General features: G+C 74.7%; 18 protein-coding genes. 10 read left to right on the top strand and 8 right to left on the bottom strand.

Annotated features, from left to right (window positions below; all coding sequences use genetic code 11):
* Nucleotides 1-295: 295 nt before the first annotated feature.
* The 3 genes from ACWEO5_RS08695 to ACWEO5_RS08685 form a co-directional block, all read right to left on the bottom strand.
* On the bottom strand, nt 296-1,750 hold the full coding sequence (locus tag ACWEO5_RS08695; RefSeq protein ID WP_452161428.1) for an oxygenase MpaB family protein: 1,455 nt from the start codon (nt 1,748-1,750) through the stop codon (nt 296-298).
* A gap of 238 nt (nt 1,751-1,988) precedes the next feature.
* Nucleotides 1,989-2,840 (bottom strand): DUF4253 domain-containing protein, encoded by an 852-nt coding sequence (locus ACWEO5_RS08690; protein WP_452161426.1) that lies wholly within the window; start codon nt 2,838-2,840, stop codon nt 1,989-1,991.
* Nucleotides 2,841-2,994: 154 nt separating this feature from the next.
* Nucleotides 2,995-3,870, bottom strand: a complete 876-nt coding sequence (locus ACWEO5_RS08685) for a GNAT family N-acetyltransferase (RefSeq protein ID WP_452161424.1) — start codon at nt 3,868-3,870, stop codon at nt 2,995-2,997.
* Between the two features lie 328 nt (nt 3,871-4,198).
* Here ACWEO5_RS08685 and ACWEO5_RS08680 point away from each other — a divergent pair, with 328 nt between their 5' ends.
* Nucleotides 4,199-5,245 carry an NlpC/P60 family protein gene (locus tag ACWEO5_RS08680; RefSeq protein ID WP_452161422.1) on the top strand — a complete coding sequence of 349 codons (1,047 nt, stop codon included), beginning with the start codon at nt 4,199-4,201 and terminating at the stop codon, nt 5,243-5,245.
* A gap of 19 nt (nt 5,246-5,264) precedes the next feature.
* On the opposite strand, the gene ACWEO5_RS08675 is transcribed toward ACWEO5_RS08680, so the two are convergent.
* A complete protein-coding gene (locus ACWEO5_RS08675; protein WP_452161420.1) occupies nt 5,265-6,233 on the bottom strand; it encodes an EamA family transporter in 969 nt (322 codons plus the stop codon).
* 81 nt (nt 6,234-6,314) lie between these two features.
* On the opposite strand from ACWEO5_RS08675, the gene ACWEO5_RS08670 reads away from it, so the two are divergent.
* The 3 genes from ACWEO5_RS08670 (at nt 6,315) to metX (ending at nt 9,985) form a co-directional block, all read left to right on the top strand.
* Nucleotides 6,315-7,196 (top strand): LysR family transcriptional regulator, encoded by an 882-nt coding sequence (locus ACWEO5_RS08670; protein ID WP_452161418.1) that lies wholly within the window; start codon nt 6,315-6,317, stop codon nt 7,194-7,196.
* A 294-nt stretch (nt 7,197-7,490) separates the two neighbouring features.
* Complete coding sequence (locus tag ACWEO5_RS08665; protein WP_452161416.1) at nt 7,491-8,810, top strand: bifunctional o-acetylhomoserine/o-acetylserine sulfhydrylase; 1,320 nt, start codon at nt 7,491-7,493, stop codon at nt 8,808-8,810.
* A complete protein-coding gene (gene metX, locus ACWEO5_RS08660) occupies nt 8,807-9,985 on the top strand; it encodes a homoserine O-acetyltransferase MetX (RefSeq protein WP_452161451.1) in 1,179 nt (392 codons plus the stop codon). Before ACWEO5_RS08665 ends, metX begins: the two co-directional genes overlap by 4 nt.
* Nucleotides 9,986-10,045: 60 nt before the next feature.
* On the opposite strand, the gene ACWEO5_RS08655 is transcribed toward metX, so the two are convergent.
* Nucleotides 10,046-10,468: a DUF350 domain-containing protein gene (locus tag ACWEO5_RS08655; RefSeq protein ID WP_033256358.1), complete on the bottom strand. Its 423-nt coding sequence runs from the start codon at nt 10,466-10,468 to the stop codon at nt 10,046-10,048.
* A gap of 146 nt (nt 10,469-10,614) precedes the next feature.
* On the opposite strand from ACWEO5_RS08655, the gene ACWEO5_RS08650 reads away from it, so the two are divergent.
* Nucleotides 10,615-10,953, top strand: a complete 339-nt coding sequence (locus ACWEO5_RS08650) for a hypothetical protein (protein ID WP_452161414.1) — start codon at nt 10,615-10,617, stop codon at nt 10,951-10,953.
* A 5-nt stretch (nt 10,954-10,958) separates the two neighbouring features.
* Complete coding sequence (locus ACWEO5_RS08645; RefSeq protein ID WP_452161412.1) at nt 10,959-12,188, top strand: glutathionylspermidine synthase family protein; 1,230 nt, start codon at nt 10,959-10,961, stop codon at nt 12,186-12,188.
* An 88-nt stretch (nt 12,189-12,276) separates the two neighbouring features.
* Here the strand turns inward: ACWEO5_RS08645 and ACWEO5_RS08640 are convergent, their stop codons facing one another.
* A complete protein-coding gene (locus ACWEO5_RS08640; RefSeq protein WP_452161410.1) occupies nt 12,277-12,564 on the bottom strand; it encodes a hypothetical protein in 288 nt (95 codons plus the stop codon).
* 250 nt (nt 12,565-12,814) lie between these two features.
* Between ACWEO5_RS08640 and ACWEO5_RS08635 the strand changes: the two genes are divergently transcribed.
* On the top strand, nt 12,815-12,973 hold the full coding sequence (locus tag ACWEO5_RS08635) for a hypothetical protein (RefSeq protein WP_344550288.1): 159 nt from the start codon (nt 12,815-12,817) through the stop codon (nt 12,971-12,973).
* Nucleotides 12,974-12,987: 14 nt separating this feature from the next.
* Entirely contained in the window at nt 12,988-13,260 is a 273-nt protein-coding gene (locus ACWEO5_RS08630) for a hypothetical protein (RefSeq protein ID WP_452161408.1), read from the top strand.
* Nucleotides 13,261-13,699: 439 nt separating this feature from the next.
* On the opposite strand, the gene ACWEO5_RS08625 is transcribed toward ACWEO5_RS08630, so the two are convergent.
* Nucleotides 13,700-16,615 carry an AAA family ATPase gene (locus ACWEO5_RS08625; protein WP_452161406.1) on the bottom strand — a complete coding sequence of 972 codons (2,916 nt, stop codon included), beginning with the start codon at nt 16,613-16,615 and terminating at the stop codon, nt 13,700-13,702.
* Nucleotides 16,616-17,109: 494 nt separating this feature from the next.
* Between ACWEO5_RS08625 and ACWEO5_RS08620 the strand changes: the two genes are divergently transcribed.
* Nucleotides 17,110-17,604, top strand: coding sequence for a DUF5709 domain-containing protein (locus ACWEO5_RS08620; protein WP_452161404.1), 495 nt, complete (start codon nt 17,110-17,112; stop codon nt 17,602-17,604).
* A 29-nt stretch (nt 17,605-17,633) separates the two neighbouring features.
* Here the strand turns inward: ACWEO5_RS08620 and ACWEO5_RS08615 are convergent, their stop codons facing one another.
* The gene (locus ACWEO5_RS08615; protein WP_452161402.1) at nt 17,634-18,350 is read right to left on the bottom strand and encodes a carbon-nitrogen hydrolase family protein; all 717 of its coding nucleotides are present in this window, start codon (nt 18,348-18,350) and stop codon (nt 17,634-17,636) included.
* Between the two features lie 266 nt (nt 18,351-18,616).
* Between ACWEO5_RS08615 and ACWEO5_RS08610 the strand changes: the two genes are divergently transcribed.
* Nucleotides 18,617-19,021 carry an SAV_915 family protein gene (locus ACWEO5_RS08610; RefSeq protein WP_452161400.1) on the top strand — a complete coding sequence of 135 codons (405 nt, stop codon included), beginning with the start codon at nt 18,617-18,619 and terminating at the stop codon, nt 19,019-19,021.
* Nucleotides 19,022-19,195 lie beyond the last annotated feature (174 nt).

The raw sequence follows: 19,195 nt of genomic DNA, 5'->3' as shown, positions 1-19,195 counted from the left end.
CCCCCCTGTGGAGGGGACGGCCCAACGGTGTCGACGAACCTCTGCCGTCACTGCTCTGCCGGGTTCAGAGCGCGATCGGCCGGTAACTCGGCAACTCCGCCACCAACTGCCTGCTCCGGCGTGGCCCCGTCCAGCCTCCCACCCCCTCCGACGGCCGGCTCGCCCTCTCCGTCCTCCCGGCGCGCACGGGCTCCGTCGCACTGTGCAGTTGTCAAGGATCGGAACGCGGTGGCGGCCGCAGCGCTGCTTGCCCTCCCTCGTCGGCCGTGACCGGCCCGGTCGCGGGGTCAGGCCGTCATGGTCGGCCGAGCAGCTGAGTGCCGGCGACGCTCTCCGTGCGGGCGGTGAAGAACTCGGTGAACCCCTTCACGAACTCCTCCTCGGTGATCTGTCCGTCCCCGTCGGTGTCCAGCTGACGGAAGCCGTGGGTCAGTTCGGCCGGGTGGACGCGGGAGCCGCCGAACAGGGTGCGGTACTCCTCGGCGTCCAGCAGGCCGCTGTGGTCGCGGTCGGCGGCGTGGAACATGGCACGGACGGCGACGTGCAGGCCCTGGTCGAGGTAGGCCGGGTCGCGGTCGGTGCCGGCCAGCATGGCGGTGACGAACTCCTCGCAGGAGATCTCCCCGTTCCCGTCGGCGTCCATGGTGGCCAGCAGGTGGTGCCACCAGGTGTCGAAGGCCGCGTACACGGCGGATTCTCCGGCCTGGTCCAGTTCCAGCGGCCAGCAGATGTTGTGCGCCATCGCCTCGAAGTCGGCGGAGGTGAGCCGCCCGTCACCGGTCTGGTCCATCACCTGGCGGTAGAAGGCGGCGATCCGCCCCGGCCGGTTGTCCCGGCGTGGTCGTGGCCTGCGGGCGCGGCGGGGTGCGGCGGCCTGCGGCGGCCGGGCCCGGTCGCCGCTGGGCAGCGTGCGGTAGCGCAGGTGGTCGGGCAGTTGCAGCGCCACCGTCCGGGCACCGCGGTGGACGAACCAGGAGAGCACCGCCGCGCCCCGGCTGCGCGGCAGGCCGAACTTGGCGCGGAACTCCGGTGGCAGGTCGGCCAGGGTGAGTGCGGTCAGGAAGCGGGCGACGATCCGGCGCAGCAGCGGCCAGGCGGGTCGCAGTCGGCCGAGGCGGCGCGGGGCGGGTGCGCGGGTCAGGACGGTGTACAGCATGTCCTGAGCGGCTTCGGTGAGTTCCAGGGTGTCCCGGATGGTGGCGCGGATGTATCCGGAGACGTCGGCGGCGGTGGGCGGGAACAGTTCGTCGGGGAGTTCGAAGGCGGTGCAGACCTCGCGGAACTCCCGGTAGAGCCGGTCAAGTTGGGCGGGGCGCAGCGGGCGCCCGGAGAGTGCCCGCAGGGCGGTCATCGCCTCGTAGAGGGTCACCAGCACCCAGACCCGGACGGCGGGGTCGAGCGCGGTGTAGGGGCGGCCCCGGTCGTCGGTGCCGGAGATCCGGTGGTGGCTCCGTTCGAGCCGCTGGATCTCCCGGCGCAGTGCCTCCCGGTCGGAGAAGAACAGGCGGCGGCCGCTGTCCATGGTGTGCTCGATCCGCCGCCACGGGTGGTTGCGGTAGGTGGACAGTTGGCTGACCCCGGCGCCGACCGCCGGATGCGCGTTCTGCAGGACCAGCAGCCGCCAGGCGACCAGCGCGATCCGCTGCTCGCCCAGGGTGCGGCGCAGCATCGAGTCCGCTCCGGCCCGTGCGGTGCCCGCCCCGGCCGCGCTCCCGGCGGCGTCGGCGTTCGTCCTGATCGTTTCCGTCATGGTTTGCTCCCCCCTGGGCGTTTCGGCCCGACCCGTACTGCTTTCGTCTCGTCGGCAACCCTAGGGGCCGCAGGGGCGGGAACCTTGTCCTCCGAAGACCAAACCACCCAGCGGGGCGAATCTTCGTGCGATTCTTCACCCCTGCGGGCGGACCACGATCAAACGAAGTTGACGGTAAGGCAGGAGTGGCGCGCGGGAAACCGAGAGGTCCCGGGGACGCTCCGGCTGCGGGGGCCGGTCAGTCCCACCAGAACGACCACCGCCCCGCCCCGACCAGTCCGGCGGCGTACTCGGTGAGCGTGCCCGCGCCCTGGAAGACGTTGTCGGGACAGAACGCGAAGTGCTCGGCGGCGATCCGGAGCGCGCTCCCCGCGCCCTCGGGCGGGGCGGGCACGCTCAACTCCAGTTCCGCGAAGCCGGCCTGGACCAGCCGGGTGCCGTAGCGACGCTCCCAGTCCAGCAGGACGGCGGACACCTTGGCGATGTCGTCCTCGTGGTTGACCGGGCCGCACCACCCGCAGGCGGTCAGCGCCTCGGCCCCGGTGGCGGTGGCGACCAGGCCGATCCGCAGTCCCGCGTCGCCCGCGCACAACTCCCGGGCGAGTGCCCGGGCCGCCCCGTCGGGGTCGCCGACGCTCCCGGCGGCGGGCGCGGTGCCGGGCCAGCCGTCGAGGAACGGGGCGACGGAGCGCCCGAGTTCGGAGCTCTCCTCCGGGTCGAGCGGTTCACCGTCGGAGTCCACGAGCGTCGAGTACTCCCAGCCGGTGCGCAGCAGCGCGGCCGGGTCGTACCAGTCGGGCTCGCTGGCCGAGACGGTGCTGAGCTCGCCCGTCCGCCACGGCCGGAACTCCTCCTCCCCCGCCCGCAGCGGTGCGAGCAGCAGCGGCCACAGACCACTGCGCGGGTGCTCGCGGTGCAGTCCCTCCCACAGCCCGAACGGCGCGGGCCCGTCGCTCAGCCAGAGCACGGGGGCCAGGCCCTCCTCGTCCTCCCCGGGGCTGACCAGCCGTCCGGTCGGCAGCAGATCGGCCACGGCACTCGGCTCCCCGCTGGGCAGCAGACGGCGCAGATCGCGCTCGGCATCGGTCATGCGAACACGCCAGCGACCGCCGGTGACGATCCCCGCCACCGCAGCGCCGTTTCTGTGCCGCACGCACCGCGTGTCCGTACGTCCACCCGCTCGTCCGTCCGTCCGCTCCGCCCCGCCCTGGCCTGCCCCCGGCCGCGGCCCCGGTCCCCTGCGGTCAGCGCTGCGCGGCCGCGTCGAGCGTCCGGTGTTCGAGCCCGAGCCGCCGGTAGAGCCCGATCGCCGGTTCGTTCCAGGCGTCCACCATCAGCGCCGCGCACGGCGAACGCCCGAGGATCCCGTCGAGCACCAGTCGGCAGGCCGCCGCCGCGTGCCCGCGTCCGCGCCCGTGCACGGGATCGCTGACGACCCCGGCGAGCAGGCCGACGGCGGGGGCGGGCCAGGCGTCGGCGGCGACGGCGGTCAGCCGTCCCGCCTCGTCCCGGACGCCCGCCCAGGCCCGGACGCCCGGCCGGTGCGGGTGGGCGTGCGAGGCGGGGAAGTGGCGGTCGATCAGCTCCGCGGCCTCGTCCAGTTCGCCGGGCGCGAGCCAGTGCGCGGCGGCCCGGCCCCGACCGCCGACACCCTCGCCCGCCACCCGGCCCGCGAACGCACCCGTCCCGAACGCCTCCGCCCCGACCACCCCGGCACCGACCACCCCGACCGTCCCGACACTGACCGCCCCGGCACCGACCGCCCCGGCGCCGTCGAGCGGCGGCAGGCCGGCCGCGGTGCGCTGCATCCACCCGAAGCGCCCGCTGAGTTCGAGGCCCTCGCGGCGGGCGCAGAGTTCGGCGAGCAGCCCGGCGTCACCGAACGGGCGGTAGCTCGGGCCGACGAGGGCCATCAGCTCGTCCAGCAGCGGCAGCAGGTCCTCGACGGGGCCGCGGACGGCGATCCGGTCGCGCCCGGAGAGGGCGGGGGAGGCGACGGCGACGGCCCGGCCGCGGGCCCAGGCGCGGGCGCCGCCGGTGAAGCCCTGGGCGGCCCAGACCAGCACGCTGTCGTCGTCGGTGGCGGTGCGGAGTTCTTCCTCCGCGGTCAGTTCGAACACGCACCCATTCTGCGTCGGTCCCCACCGGCCACCCCGCCCGGGGTGCCCACCGTGCTCACCGCCCGCCGCACCCGACGCCACTCGCCCGGAGCGGTCCGCGAGCCGTGCGGCGGCCGTTCGCCGACCGGTTCCCTCCCGTGTGACGCCCCGTGGATCGACGCTCCTCCCGTGCCACCACCGGCTGACGAACGGTCAGCGCTCCACCGGGACGGTCGGGTTCGACGGTGCGGGAGTGGACGCGGCGCCGGTATTTCATTACGGTCTGGCTTCAAACTCACATTCGTACGATCACTCGAACGAATGAGTCCGACCGGAAGAAGGAGCCTCGATGGCCTCCCACCGCCGTCCCAAGCAGCCGAGTCGCGCCCGGGTGGTCGCCCTCACGGGTGCCGCCGTGACCGCGGTGGCCCTCTCGGCTCAGGTCGGTGCCCAGGCGGCACCGGCCCAGCCGTCCAAGGACGAGGTCAAGGCCCAGGTCGACAAGCTCTCCGAGGAGATGGAGCAGGCCACCGAGAAGTACAACGGCGCCAAGGAGCGGGCCGACCAGCTGCGCCAGCAGGCCGGCCAGTTGCAGGACCAGGTGGCCCGGAGCCAGGAGCAGCTGACCGAACTGTCCGCGGGGCTCGCGCAGGTGGCCGCCGACGAGTACCGGCAGGGCGGTGTCGACCCGTCGATGCAGCTGATGCTCTCCGCCGACCCTGACCAGTACCTCGCCAAGGCGTCCTCCTTCGACCAGGCCGCCAGCACCCAGAGCGAGGTCCTCAAGGCGCTCAAGGACCAGCAGCGCCGCCTGGACCAGCAGAAGCAGGAGACCGCGGCGGTCCTGGCCGAGCTGGACGGCGAGACCCGGACGCTGAACGACACCAAGATCGAGGTGCAGTCCAAGCTCGCCGAGTCGCGCCGACTGCTCAACCGGCTCAGCGCCGCCGACCGGGCCGCGATCCTGGCGGACGGCGCGGGCACCGCCTCGCGCGACTCCAGCCGGATCGACATCTCCACCCTCCCGAAGGCGAGCAGCGCCGCCGCCCAGACCGCCGTGGACGTCGCGCTCGACCAGCGGGGCAAGCCGTACGTCTGGGGCGCCCAGGGCCCGAACAGCTTCGACTGCTCCGGGCTGATGGTGTACGCGTACGCCCAGGCCGGCGTCCACCTGCCGCGCACCTCGCAGGAGCAGGCCGGGGTCGGCAGCAGCGTGGGCCGCGACTGGCACAACGCCCGGCCGGGCGACCTGGTGATCTACAACGTGCACGGCGCCCAGGACCACGTCGCGATGTACATCGGCAACGGCACCGTGGTGCACGCGCCGAAGCCCGGGGCCCCGGTCCGCACCATGGCGGTCGACGCGCTGACGATCAGCACCATCCGCCGGGTCTGAGTCCGGCCCGCGCGCCCGTTCAGGCGCGGGCGACGGCCCGCCGTTCGGGCAGCTGGCCGGCCACGATCGAGGCCAGGGCCAGCGCGAAGCCCAGCAGTTGCACCGGACCGAGGGTCTGCCCCAGCAGCAGCGCACCGAGCACCGCCGCGACCAGCGGCGACAGCAGGCCGAGCACCGCGACGCCGGTGACCGGGAGCCGGCCGATGCCCTGGAACCAGAGCGCGTAGGTGAGCAGCCCGCCGACCAGGCCGAGCCACAGGTAGCCGAGCGCGGCCCGGCCGTCGACCGCCGGGGGCGCACCCTCGAACAGGAAGGCGAGGGGCAGCAGGAACAGGCCGCCGGCGGTGAGTTGCCAGCCGGTCAGCGCGAGCGGGCCGACGCCCTCGGGGCGGCCCCAGCGCTTGGTGAGCGTGACGCCGAGGGCCATGGTGGCGGCGCCGCCGAGGCCGGCCGCCACGCCGACGGCGTCCAGTGCCGCGCTCGGTCCGATCACCACCAGTCCGACGCCGGCCACGCCGACCAGCCCCCAGCCGAGCCGCCGCGGGGAGAGCCGCTGGCGGAGCACCGGGACGGTGAGCAGGGCGACGATCATGGGCTGGGCGGCGCCGAGGGTGGCGGCCACGCCCCCGGGCAGGCGTTCGGCGGCGGTGAAGAGCAGCGGCAGGAACAGCCCGATGTTCAGCACGCCGAGCACGGCGGCCTTGCCCCACCAGGCGCCGCGCGGCAGCGTCCGGGTGAGGGCCAGGGCGATCAGCCCGGCGGGCAGGGCGCGCAGCAGGCCGGCGAACGCCGGGTGCCCCTGCGGCAGCAGCTCGGTGGTGACCACGTAGGTGGTGCCCCACACCGCCGGGGCGAGCGCGGTGAGCGCGGTGCGGCGCAGGACGCCGGCGCCCGGGCCCCGGCCGCTGCCGTCCCGGGGCGAACCAGCGGACGGGGAAGGGGGGTCGAGCGGGCTGACGGTCGGGATGGTGCCGGTGTTCGCTCTCATGTCCGGCAGTCTCGCCCCGGCCCGATCGATGAGTCCAACACATGCTTGTCAGCCCATCGATCTCGTTCCACGATGGATCGCATGGAACTCCAGCAGGTGCGCTACGTCCTCGCGGTCGCCGAGACGCTGAGCTTCACCCGGGCCGCCGAGCGCTGCCTGGTCGTGCAGTCGGCGCTCAGCCACCAGATCGCCCGGCTCGAACACGAGCTGGGCGCCCGCCTGTTCGAACGCACCAGCCGCAGGGTCCGGTTGACCTCCGCCGGGGAGGCGTTCCTGCCCGCCGCCCGGCAGTGCCTGGAGGCGGCCGAGCGGGCGGCGGCCGAGGTCGCGGCGGCGGTCGGCGAGGTGCGCGGGCGGCTCGCGGTCGGGCTGATCTCGACCGTCACCGCGGTGGACATTCCGGCCGGGCTGCGCGAGTTCCGCGGCCGGCACCCGCGGGTGCGGATCGGGCTGCGGGTCGGCGCCAGCAAGGACCTGGTCGAGCAGGTCCGCCGAGGGGTCCTGGACGTCGCCTTCCTGGGACTGCCCACCACCTTCCGGCCCGAGGGCGTGACGGCCCGCGAGCTCGCCCGGGGCCGGCTGGTCGCCGCGGTCGCCCCGGACCACCCGCTGGCCTCCCGGCGGCGGGTGCCGCTGCGCGACCTGGCTGCCGAACCCTTCGTCGACCTCCCGGCGGGCAGTGCGGGGCGGGCCCAGACCGACCTGGCGTTCGCCGCCGCCGGGCTGGTGCGCGACGTGGCCTTCGAGGTCGACGAGGCGTCCTACATCCCGCGCCTGGTCGGCCAGGGGCTGGCGGTGGCCATGCTGCCCGCCGCATACGTGCCGCAGTTGACCGGCATCGCCGTCGTCGAGGTCACCGACGCGCCGACCCGGATCGAGACGGTGGTCTGGCCGCGCACCGGCCCCACTCCGGCGACCGCGGCCTTCCTCGCACTGCTCGGCATCCCGGAGGCCACCGCCTGAACCGGCCCGCTCGGCCATCAAGTCAGACGGTCGGAAGGACAGATGATGGCCCGTCAGGTCTCCGGTGCGTTGCGCCCCGTGTCCTCCCGTTGCCGCTTCCGCGATCCGCTGGCGGGCCGTTCGCGGCCTGTGCTTACCTGGCGCCGTGACCGTCCGGCGGCGCCGCGCCGCCCGTGCGGAAGGCGCCCCGGGCCGCGCAGGCCCGCCGTCGGTGCCCCCCTGCCCACCCTCCCGCGTCCGAGCGACGGCCCTGCGCCGTTCCCGCGGCGCGCCCGTGATCCGTACAGGAGCAGCATGTCCGAGCAGAGCCCCGAGGCCGTTCCCGGCTGGTCGTTCGAGACCCGGCAGATCCACGCGGGCGCGCAGCCCGACCCGGCGACCGGGGCCCGGGCGGTGCCGATCTACCAGACCACCTCGTTCTCCTTCCGGGACACCGCGCACGCCGCGGACCTGTTCGCGCTCGCCGAGCCGGGCAACATCTACACCCGCATCCACAACCCGACCACCGACGTGCTGGAGCAGCGCCTCGCCTCGCTGGAGGGCGGCGTGGCGGCGGTCGCGGTGGCCTCCGGGCAGGCCGCCGAGACACTGGCGCTGCTGACGGTGGCCGGGGCCGGCGACCACCTGGTCTCCTCGGCCTCGCTGTACGGCGGCACGTACAACCTGCTGCGGCACACCCTGCCCCGGTTCGGCATCGAGGTGAGCTTCGTCGAGGACCCGGACGACCCGGAGGCGTGGCGGGCGGCGGTCCGCCCGAACACCAAGGCACTGTTCGCGGAGTCGCTGGGCAACCCGCGCGGCAACGTGCTGGACGTGCGCGGCGTCGCGGACGTCGCGCACGCCGCCGGGGTACCGCTGATCGTCGACAACACCGTGCCGACCCCGTACCTGCTGCGGCCGCTGGAGCACGGCGCGGACGTCGTGGTGCACTCGGCCACCAAGTTCCTCGGCGGCCACGGCACCACCATCGGCGGCGTGGTCGTGGACGGCGGGAGCTTCGACTTCGGCGCCCACCCCGAGCGCTTCCCCGGCTTCAACGAGCCCGACCCCAGCTACCACGGCCTGCGCTTCTGGGACGCCCTCGGCCCGGGCGCGTTCGCCGCCAAGCTGCGGGTGCAACTGCTCCGCGACCTCGGCCCCGCACTCTCCCCGCACTCGGCGTTCCTGCTGCTGCAGGGCGTGGAGACGCTGTCGCTGCGACTGGAGCGGCACACCGCGAACGCCCTCGAACTGGCCCGCTGGCTGGAGCAGCGCGACGAGGTCGCGGTCGTCCACTACCCGGGCCTGCCGTCCAGCCGCTGGTACGACGCGGCGCAGCGCTACCTGCCGCGCGGCGCGGGCGCGGTGCTCTCCTTCGAGCTGCGCGACGGCGTCGAGGCGGGGCGGCGGTTCGTGGACGGGCTGGAACTGTTCAGCCACCTCGCCAACATCGGGGACGTGCGCAGCCTGGTGATCCACCCGGCCTCGACCACGCACAGCCAGCTGGACGCCGAGCAGTTGGCGGCCACCGGCACGGCGCCGGGCCTGGTGCGCCTGTCGGTCGGGCTGGAGAGCGTCACGGACCTGCGGGCCGACCTGGAGGCGGGTTTCCGTTCGGCGAAGGGCGCGTCCTGAACGGCTCGGCGCAGCACGCCGTCCCGCCGCTCCCCGGGGTTTCCGCGGCACCGGCCTCCGGGGCCTGGCGGGACGGCGACCCGGTCGGCGGGCGGCGCTGGTTCGCGCTGCCCGGACCGCTCGCCCTGGAGGCGGGCGGCACCCTGCCCGGCGCCCGGCTGGCCTACCAGACCTGGGGGGCGCCGCGCCCGGACGGCTCCAACGCGGTGCTGGTGCTGCACGCGCTGACCGGGGACAGCCACCTCACCGGCCCGGCCGGACCCGGGCACCCGACGGCGGGCTGGTGGACGGAACTGGTCGGGCCCGGACGGGCGTTGGACACCGACCGCTGGTTCGTCGTCGCACCGAACGTGCTCGGCGGCTGCCAGGGGTCCACCGGGCCGTCCTCGGCCGCGCCGGACGGGCGGCCGTGGGGCAGCAGGTTCCCGTTCCTCACCCAGCGCGACCAGGTCGCCGCCGAGGTGCTCCTCGCCGACGCCCTCGGCATCGACCGCTGGGCGCTGGTGGTCGGCGGCTCGATGGGCGGGATGCGCGCCCTGGAGTGGGCGGTGGCGCACCCGCGGCGGGTCGGCGCGCTGCTGGTGCTGGCCACCGCGGCGGCCGCCTCGGCCGAGCAGATCGCGCACGCCTCCGCACAGTTGCACGCGATCCGCACGGACCCGGGGTGGCACGGCGGCGACTACCACCACCTGCCGCCGGGTCACGGCCCGCACCGGGGCCTGGGGCTGGCCCGCCGCCTGGCCCAGATCACCTACCGCAGCGAACCGGAGCTCACCGCCCGTTTCGGACGCGCCCCGCAGTCCGGCGAGCACCCCTGGCGGGGCGGGCGGTTCGCCGTCGAGTCGTACCTCGACCACCACGCCGCCAAGCTCGCCCACCGCTTCGACGCGGGCAGCTACGTCGTGCTCAACCAGGCCATGAACGCGCACGACGTCGGCCGGGGCCGGGGCGGTACCGCCGCGGCGCTGCGCCGGGCCGCCGTCCCGGCGCTGGTCGCCGCGGTCGACTCGGACCGGCTGTACCCACCCGCCCAGCAGTCCGAACTGGCCGCGCTGCTGCCGGACGCCGACGCGTCGCGGGTGCTCTCCTCGCCGTACGGCCACGACGGGTTCCTGCTGGAGACCGGGCAGGTGGCACCGCTGTTCGCCGAACTGCTGCCGACCGCCCACCGCTGAACCCCGGGCCGGGAGCCGCGGGCTCAGGCGACCGCTGGCCCCGGGTCGGGGCCCGCGGGCTCAGGCGATCGAGGCGGCCACGATCGCGGCGGCGGCCAGGTTGCAGCTGGCCGACACCCACACCGCCGGGTGCGGCTCGGTGGAGACCAGGATCGCGCCGAGCCGCCCGGGGGTGAGCAGGTCCAGCAGCCAGAACGCGAGCGCCATCAGCAGCAGGCCCAGGACGCCGAAGCACAGCGTGGACAGCAGCCCCTTGCCGAAGTCCTCGTAGGTGTACCGGATCGCGGTGTAGACGATGCCGCCGACACCGAGCAGCGCCGAGCTGAGCAGCACCGCCGCGTTGCGGTTGCCCTCGGCCCAGATCAGCCGGCCCAGCTTGCCGGGGGTGAGGACGTCGATCAGCAGGTAGCCGAGCAGCAGCAGGAGCAGGCCGACCAAGCCGTAGACGGCGGCCGCGCCGAGGCCGTGGAGTATGTCGTTCATCTGCGGGGACTCTCCGGAGGGTCGGACGGCCGCACGGGCCACAACTCGGTCAAGGATCGGCAAAAGATATCCCATGCACCTGGTGTCCCGTCAGTTCCCCGGGGCACCTCCCCTATCATCCGACGACCCGCGTACGATGATCCGCCATGACACCGCCGCCCTCCTCGACCACCGGACCGGACCGGCCGACGCCCGGTGCCCGCCGCCGCTCGGGCTTCGTCGCCCTGGGCATGGTCGGCACCCTCGCGCTGACCCTCTCCGGCTGCTCCTCGTCCACCAGGACGCCGAGCCGCTGCGTCGACCCGAGCACCCTCAAGGTCCTCGATTCGCACTCCTGCTCGGCGGGCGGCTCGGGCGCGGGCCAGTGGTACTACTGCGGCTACGGCAGTGCCACCGCGAGCGGCGGGACCTTCAGCAAGTCCGCGGCCAAGCGCGGCGGCTTCGGTTGCCCCAAGGGCAGCAGCAGCGGTTCGGGCGGGGGCTGATCCGGTTGCGCCGCCACACCATCACCCCGCGCCCCGACTGGCTGGCCACCGTCGAGTCCCAGGGCCTTGTGTACGCGATGTGCTCCGACCCGTGCAACCAGGGCGGCCCGCACGCCTACTGGGACGAGAGCGCCTACTACGAGTTCTCGCTGCCCGAGGTCGAGGCCCTGGAGGAGGTCGTCGAGGAGCTCCACGAACTCTCGCTGGCCGCCGCCGAACACGTGGTGCGCACCGGCCGCTTCGCCGACTTCGGCATCACCGACCCACGGCTGGCCGCCGTCGTCGCCGAGTCCTGGCGCCGCCGCGAGGAGCAGCCCAGCGTGTACGGCCGCTTCGACCTCGCCTACGACGGCACCGGGCCGGCCAAGCTGTTCGAGTACAACGCCGACACCCCCACCTCGCTGATCGAGGCCGCCGGGCCGCAGTGGTTCTGGATGGAGGAGCGCTTCCCCGAGGCCGACCAGTGGAACTCACTGCACGAGCGGCTGGTCGAGTCCTGGGCGGGCCAGAAGCACCTCCTTCCGCCCGGCCCCGTCCACTTCGCCCACTCCCGCGGCGACACCGAGGGCGAGGACTGGCTCACCACCCTCTACCTGCAGGAGTGCGCCGAGCAGGCCGGCCTGCGGACCGTCGGCATCGCGATGGAGGACATCGGCTGGGACGAGATGTCCGGCCGCTTCGTCGACCTGGAGCACCGCTTCATCCGCTCCGCGTTCAAGCTCTACCCCTGGGAGTGGCTGGTCGACGACGAGTTCGCCGACCACCTGCTGAACGTCATCGACCTCGGCGGCGGCACCGGCTCCACGCTGTGGATCGAGCCCGCCTGGAAGATGCTGCTCTCCAACAAGGCCCTGCTGGCCGTCCTGTGGGAGCTCAACCCCGGGCACCCCAACCTGCTACCCGCCTACCTAGACGGCCCGCGCGAACTCGCCGACCCGGGCGGCCCCGGCTACGCCGCCAAGCCGCTGCTCGGCCGGGAGGGCGCCGGCATCCGCATCGTCGGGCCCGACGGCAGCCAGACCCGGCTCGCCGACTGGGCCGGCGACCCCGACCGCTACGGCGCCGAGGGCCACTGCTACCAGCAGTACCACCCACTGCCCGACTTCGACGGCAACCGGCCCGTCCTGGGGACCTGGGTCGTCGACGGCGAGTCAGCCGGCCTGGGCATCCGCGAGACGGACGACAGCCCCATCACCCACCAGGGCGCCCGCTTCCTCCCCCACCTGATCCGCTGAGCCCCGCCCCGCCCGCCCCCTGACTCCCCGTCAGGGGGCGGCCCCCGTTCCCCCGCCGCCCGTTCCCCCACCGGCTCCCTGCCCTCCCTCAGCCCTCCGAGGCGGCGGGCCGGCCCCCGTGCGGGCGCTGCGCGGGGATCCGCACGGACGCCCGGCCCTCCCCGGACAGCGGTTGCAGCCCCCGGCGCTGACCGGGCACCGCGGCCCCCGCCTCCGGGACCGGGTACCTGGGGGTGATCCGCGCCAGCGTGGCCAGCCGGGCCCGGCTGGTCTGCCGCTCGACCGCCCCCCGGCACCGGGCCCGGTGGCCGGCCGACACGTCCGGGGCGGTGAAGTGCTCGGCGGCGTAACGGCGGAAGAGTTCACGGCGGGTCATCGAAACCTCCTGGGCGGCCGGGGGCCGACTGGCGGCCGTCATCGGGAGCACCAAGCAAAGCCCCGCCCCAGTGGCCGAACAATGCGTATCCCCTACCCAACATCCGACCCGAACCCTGGGTACCCCCGCTCCCGCCCGACCACTACCCACCCTTCGCCCACCGCGATGGGTACCGCTACGCATTGATCACCGCACCCGGCCCCCGCTTAGCTGGTACCCGTTCCCTCCCACCCTCGACCCGGAGGTCCGGATGACCCGTCGCGAGCGCTTCCGCCTGTACGCCAGCGAGCACTTCACCGCCCTCACCGACCAGCCCGCGACCGGTTCGCGCCGCGGCACCGTCGAACGCCAGACCCGCCGCGCCACCCTCACCCGACTCGCCCGGCTCTCCCACCACCCCCGTCCCTGACACCGACCGCCACCATGACCCTCACCGCCACCGCCACCGCCACCGCCAGCGTCCCGGCCCCCGCGCTGCGGTTCCTCCTCTCGCTGGACCTGCCGCTCTGGCTGGTCACCATGCCCACCACTAGCCCCGCCGGCGCCCGCGGCGAACAGACCTTCGCCGTCCGCGCCCTCACCCGCACCGAGGCCCTCACCACGGCCGCCACCACCGCGTACACCGACCCCGCCCTCCGCCACCGCCACGGCGCCCACATCGACACCGCCGCCGCGTACGCCACCCTCCACCACTGACGTCCCGTCACCCACCCCGACCGCCCGCGCCCGAGCGGCCGTCGCGCCCGGAGGCTCCCGGCGCGACCGACGGCGCGACCGACGGGGCGACGTCCGAGGCGCCCACCGACGCGACCCGCCGGTAGGCCCGCCCCCGCTCGCGCGAACCCGCACCACCGGCTCGACCCGCTCGACCGCCGCCCCACTGCGCACCGGTGGGGACGGCCCGGGAGGACACCCACCGGTTGTCCTCCCGATTGCACCCTGCCGCCTCCCCGCCGCGCCCTGAGGCCCACCCGACGCCACCGGAACCGATGCCACCGTGCCCGCCCCACACCGCACCCGCCGCCGAGCCAGCCGGTCCCTGGTGGCGCGTCGGCCCCAGCGCCGCTGCCCGTAGCCAGAGGCCCGCCGCTCCGCTCCGGCGTCACTCCATTGGCTCACACCGGTGCCCGTTCCCTCAGCCCTCGCTCTCGGCCAGCGCCTCCGCCACGTCCTTCCGCCCCACCCCCAGCTTCCGCAGCACACTGGCCACGTGGTGCTCGACCGTGCGCGGCGACAGGAACAGGGCCTGGGCGATGTCCTGGTTGCTGACCCCCTGGCCCACCAGTTCCGCGACCTGCCGCTCGCGTGGCGACAGCGCCTCGCCGTATCCGCGCCGCCCGGGCGAGGCCATCCGCCCCAGTCCAAGATCACGCCGGACGTGCTGGCAGCGGGCGGCGTCGGAGGCCGCTCCGAGGGTGTTGTAGGTGGCTTCGGCGGCGGCCAGCCGCTCGGCCGCGGTCTGCGGGTCCCGCTCGGCGAGCGCCCGGGCCAGCCGTTCCTCCGCCTTCGCCGCCTCGTAGGGGCGGCCGATCTCCCGCCAGGCGTCCCTGGCCCGGTGGAAGGACTCGATCGCACCGCCCGGGTCCGTGCCCTCCAGCAGCACGCCCCGCGCCTGGTGGAGCCCCGCGTGCGCGGCGGGCGCGTCCGCCCCGCCGAGCGCCTCCGCCGCCTCCTCGGTGAGGTGCCGGGCCGCGCCCTCGTCACCGACGCCCCGCGCGACCTCCACCGCGATCGGCAGCAGCTCCCCGCCGCGGGCCCACGCCCCGGCCTGGCGCAGGATCGCGACCGCGGGCCCCAGCACGACGGCGGCGGCCTCCGCACCGCGCTCCAGCAGTTCCACCGCGCCCAGCCCGGCGGCGGCCCTGATCGCCGCGGTGACCTGCGACTCCCGCTCCCCGTACCTGGCGGCGGACTCGAACTCGGCCCGCGCCACCGCCAGCCGGCCCCGTGAGGCGGCCAGCCGACCGAACAGCATGGCCCGTTCCACCCGGGCCATCGCCACGTCCGGGTACTCGGTGCCGAGCGCCTCGAACCGCTCCTCCAGCCCTTGCCAGCGCCCCGCCAGGCCGTCCAGGCGCAGCAGGGCGATCCTGCTGTAGCACTCCAGGTAGGAGATGGCGGCCTGCCGGGCCAGGGCGCGGCTCTCGGTGAGCAGCCGCCCGGCCCGCCGGTCGTGACCGGTCTCCATCGCGATGTCACCGACGTTGAACAGGGCCCGGGTGGTCTGCCGGACGAGTTCGGGGCTGGAGGCGTCGCGCGGCAGCCGGTCGAGTTCGGGCCACAGTTCGGGGTCGCCCTCGCGGGCCTGGAAGGTGAGCCGGGTGGCCCGGTAGGCGGCGGCCACCTCCTCGTCGGGTTCGCCCTCCAGGGCGGCTGCGGCCTTGGCCATCCGCTCCCAGGCGGCCGCGCCCTCGCCGTCGCGCTCGTTCATCGCGAGCGCGACCAGGGCCCGGGCGGCGCGGGCCGGCCGTTCGGCGATGAGTTCGTCGGCGGCCTGTTCGATCAGGGCGAAGCCGTCCCGGTCACCGCCCTGGACCGCCACCCGCAGCCCTAGGGTCAGCCGGACCTCGCCCCGGTCGGCGACCGGCAACCGGGGGTCGGCGATGATGTCGGCCAGCACCTCGGTGCTGGCGGCGTCGTAGGCGGCGTTCGCGGCGAGTCCGGAGAGCGCCCGGGCGGCCCGTCCCCGGCGCTCGGGGGTGAGGTCGGCCTCGGCGAGCAGTTCGCGCAGCAGCGATCCGGCCGCCGCGGTGTCGCCCTGCTCCACGGCCTGCTCGGCCGCGGCTTCGGCGGCCTGCGGCCAGGCGTTCCGGTCTCCGAGAGCACGGGTGTGCGCGGCGATCCGGGCGAGCGGCTGCGGTTCCCTGGCGCGCAGTGCTTCGACGGCCCGGCGGTGCAGCGCGGACCGGGTCGGGCCCGGTATCCGCCGGTATGCCACCTGCCGGGCGGTTTCCCGGCGGAACGCGTACCGGGCCGGGGCGGGTTCGTCCAGCACTGCCGCGCGCAGGGCCTCCACCAGCCCCGCGGAGACCTGCTCGGCGGACAGCGCGGCGACCTCGGCGATCAGCTCCTCACCGGCCGGTTCGTCCAGCACGGCGACCGCCTCCGTCACCGTGCGCGCCTGCCCGTCGAGGCCGGCCAGCCGTTCGGTCACCGCCTCCCGCAGGCCGCGCGGCGGTTCCGCGCCGGACAGAGCCGCTACCGGGTCGGCACGGTGGCCGTCCTCCTGCAGGAGGGCCAGGTCTTCGACGATCGCGGCCGGGAGCCCGCCGGAGCGGTCGTACAGCAGGGCGGCGAGTGCGGATGCCGTACCGGGGCCGGGGCCCGCCCCGGAGCCCGGGACAGGGCCTGCGGCGGGGCCGGCCGAGCCGCTGCCGAGCGCAGTGCGGACCAGTTCCAGTACCTCGGCCCGCTCCAGGGGCCCGACCCGGAGCGGCCCCCCGGAGACGCCGGGCGGGCAGCGGTAGGCCGCTCCCAGCACGGGTGCCCCGTCCGGCAGTTCCTCCGCCCGGTAGGTCACCACCAGTGACAGGCCGGGATGCGGGTCCCTGGCCAGCAGCAGCAACAGCTCCCTGGTACCCCGATCGGCCCACTGCGCGTCCTCGACCAGCAGCACCACCTCGCCCAGCGCACCGAGCAGCGCCAGCAGACCCTGGGCCAGCCGGTACCGCTCGTCGCCGCCCGCGCCGGCGGTGTCCTCCTCCGGCAGCAGGTCGGCCAGGTCCGGCAACCAGGCCCGGAGGGCGCCGGCGCTCGGCGGCAACTGGGCCGCCGCCAGTACCGGGCGGCCGCGTCGTAGCGCGTCCAGCAGCGGACCGTAGCAGGTCGGCGCGGCCACCGGGTGGCACCGGCCGGTCAGCACCCGCTCTCCCGGTGTCCCGCACTCCGCCAGCGCCTTCCCGACCAGCGCGGACTTCCCCGCCCCCGCCTCGCCCTCCACCAGCACCACCGCCGGGGCGGCCCGCACTGCCCCGACCAGCTGTGCCACTTCGCGGCGCCGCCCGACGAAACCCGGCGCTCCACCGGCCCGACCGATCACCGCGCACCCCATCCGCACACCCGACCCGACCGCACAAACCGGCGAGAGCACGTACGTTCCATGCGCCCCATCATGCCGTGCCACCCTGGCGCCCCGACGCCCGGCCGCCGCCCTTTCTCCGAGCGGAACCCGGGGCCCGGCCGCCGTACCGTCGAACCCCTTCACCGCTACCTCCTTTCCGCTTCTCCCGACCGGGATCCCTCCTGAGACATCCGACGACTTCCGCGCTGCCACCACCGGCCAGCCCCACACACCGCGCCCTGGCTCGTACCGGCACCGGACGGTCGTTGCCCGCCCCGCCCCAGCCCCCGCTCCGCGCGTTCCACCCGGTCCCCGCCGCACGGGGCCGCCACTACCCGTCTCCGCTCGCTCCTTCCGCGAGCCGCTCGCTCCGCTGTCGCGCCGGGCTCCTCGCCACCGCGCCGTGTTGCGGGCCGGGTGGCTCCCTGGCGAGCATGAAGAAACTGCGTGTGACCTCACCCCGAGTGACGAGGACAGGTGCTGTCATGACCGACTGGGACGCCCAGGAGCCGGACCCCGCCGAGGACGACGGCGTTCTCGAACCTGCCGATTCCCTGCTCACGGACCGGCTGGACGACGACCCTCTCGACACCGGAGTCATCCCGCCGGACGGCTACCGGGGCGCCACCGCGTACGGCACCACGCCCGAGGAGGCCGAACGCGGCGAGTCCCTGGATCAGCTGTTGGCGGAGGAGGAACCCGACAACAACCCCGAGGCCGTCGACGACCGCTGGGCCGACGGGCCCTCGCCACGGGCCGGCCGCCTGGTCGAGGACGGGATCGACACCGAGGGCACCGACGTCGGACCGGATGCCGGCGCCGCGACCGCGGAAGAAGCCGCCGTGCACCTGGTGTACCCGGACGAGGACGCCGAGGCCGAACTCGACGACGCCGAGCCGGACGAGCCGCTGCGCGAGGCGGTCCGGTTCACCGTGCTCGACGATCTGGCCGACCGCGTCCCCGATGACGACTATCGCTGAACCCCGCCCGACGCTCCGGGTCCCCGCCTTCAGCCGCGCTTCTCCACCTCCAGGTCGGCCACCAGCAGCCGGGGTCCGCTCTCATCGGCCTCGACCACCACGGCCCCGTCCGGTGCCCACGCGGCGCTGCCCCCGCAGCCCGTCCACGGCCCGGCGGGGCCGACGTGGTTGGCGAGCACCACGTACATCCCGGTGGCCTTGGCGATCGCCGGGTGGAGGGCGCTGCGCTCCTCCCGTCCGCCTCCCGTCCCGTACAACGAACTCGCGAGGTGGACCTGGCAGCCCCGGGCGGCGTTCCTCGCGGGCACCTCGGGGAAATGGTTGTCGAAGCACGTCCCCAGTGAGTACCCGACACCGTCCAGCCAGAAGCGGCCACCACCGTTTCCGGGCTCGAACACCTCCTGCTCGTTCTCGTACAGGTGCTCCTTCGCGTACACCGCCGCCACGGTGCCGTCCGGGGCGTACACGGTGCTGACGATCTGCGGTCGGCCGCCGGGCCCCGCTGCGGCGCCGTTGACCACGATCGCGATCCCGGTGGTGCGCAGCGGGTCGAGGCGCACGTCCTCCGCCTCGGTCCACAGCGCCCGGTCCGCACCGATCAGACCGGGCTCGTACCCGGTGAGCGCCAGTTCCGGGCAGACCATCACCGCGCTACCGGCCTCCCGTGCCTCAGCTGCCAGAGCTGCGATCAGCCGCACGTTGGCGTTCACGTCTCTCCGGGCGCACTCGAACTGCGCCGCTGCCACCCGTACCCGCACCAAAGCGTTCCCCTTCCCTCCACACCGACCGTCCGGACGCTACCGGTCGTGTCCTCACCCTGCTGCATACCTCCGCCTGCTTCTCCGTGCTCCCCGGCCGCTGCGGCCCGTCGGCCCGACCCTCGTGAGGATCAAGAAGCCGTCAGGACGCCGTACCTCGCCGAGACTTCCGGCGTAGCGTCGATGCCACGACATCGCGGTGCCGGACGGCCACCGGCCCGTTCCCGCGACCACCATCCACGTGGAGGCATCCCGTGCAGCAGCGCTACGACGCCGTGGATCCGGAGCCCGCCGAACCTGCCCCGGCCGGTGTTCTCCTGGTGCCGGTCAAGGTCGGCCCGCTGGGCTGCACCGCTCGGCTCTTCCGCACCCCGCTCGGTGATCGGACCGCGGTGGCTTTCACCTCCGTCGTCCTCCTGGCTCGTGTGTGCGGGGCCGCCCAGCCCTGGGCCGAACTCTCCGAACCGGCCCTGCGCACGCTGGTCGCTCCGCTGGACATCACCCTCCTCACCGTTGACCCCCAACTCGTGGCTGCGGCGCCGAGGAGCCGTCCACAGCTCGATGCCGCGTTCGCCGCCTCCCTCCTCGAACCTTCCGCCGCCACCCGCCCGGTTCGAACCCCCGCCCCCTCGCAGACCGTGCCCCTCCCCACAGACTGATCCCCGCTCACCCGATGACGGGCCCTGTCACCGCTGCTCAACGTCCTCCAGTAGCCTTCTGGGAGAACTCGACGGATACGGAGAAGCAGGTGCTGAACGTCTTGTCACACCTCCTCCGATCCGCTACGGACCCTTCCGCGAACCGCGAACCGCGAACCGCGAACCGCGAACCGC

The sequence above is a fragment of the Kitasatospora sp. NPDC004272 genome, assembly GCF_053603035.1.
This window is presented reverse-complemented; position numbering and strand designations above follow the sequence as displayed.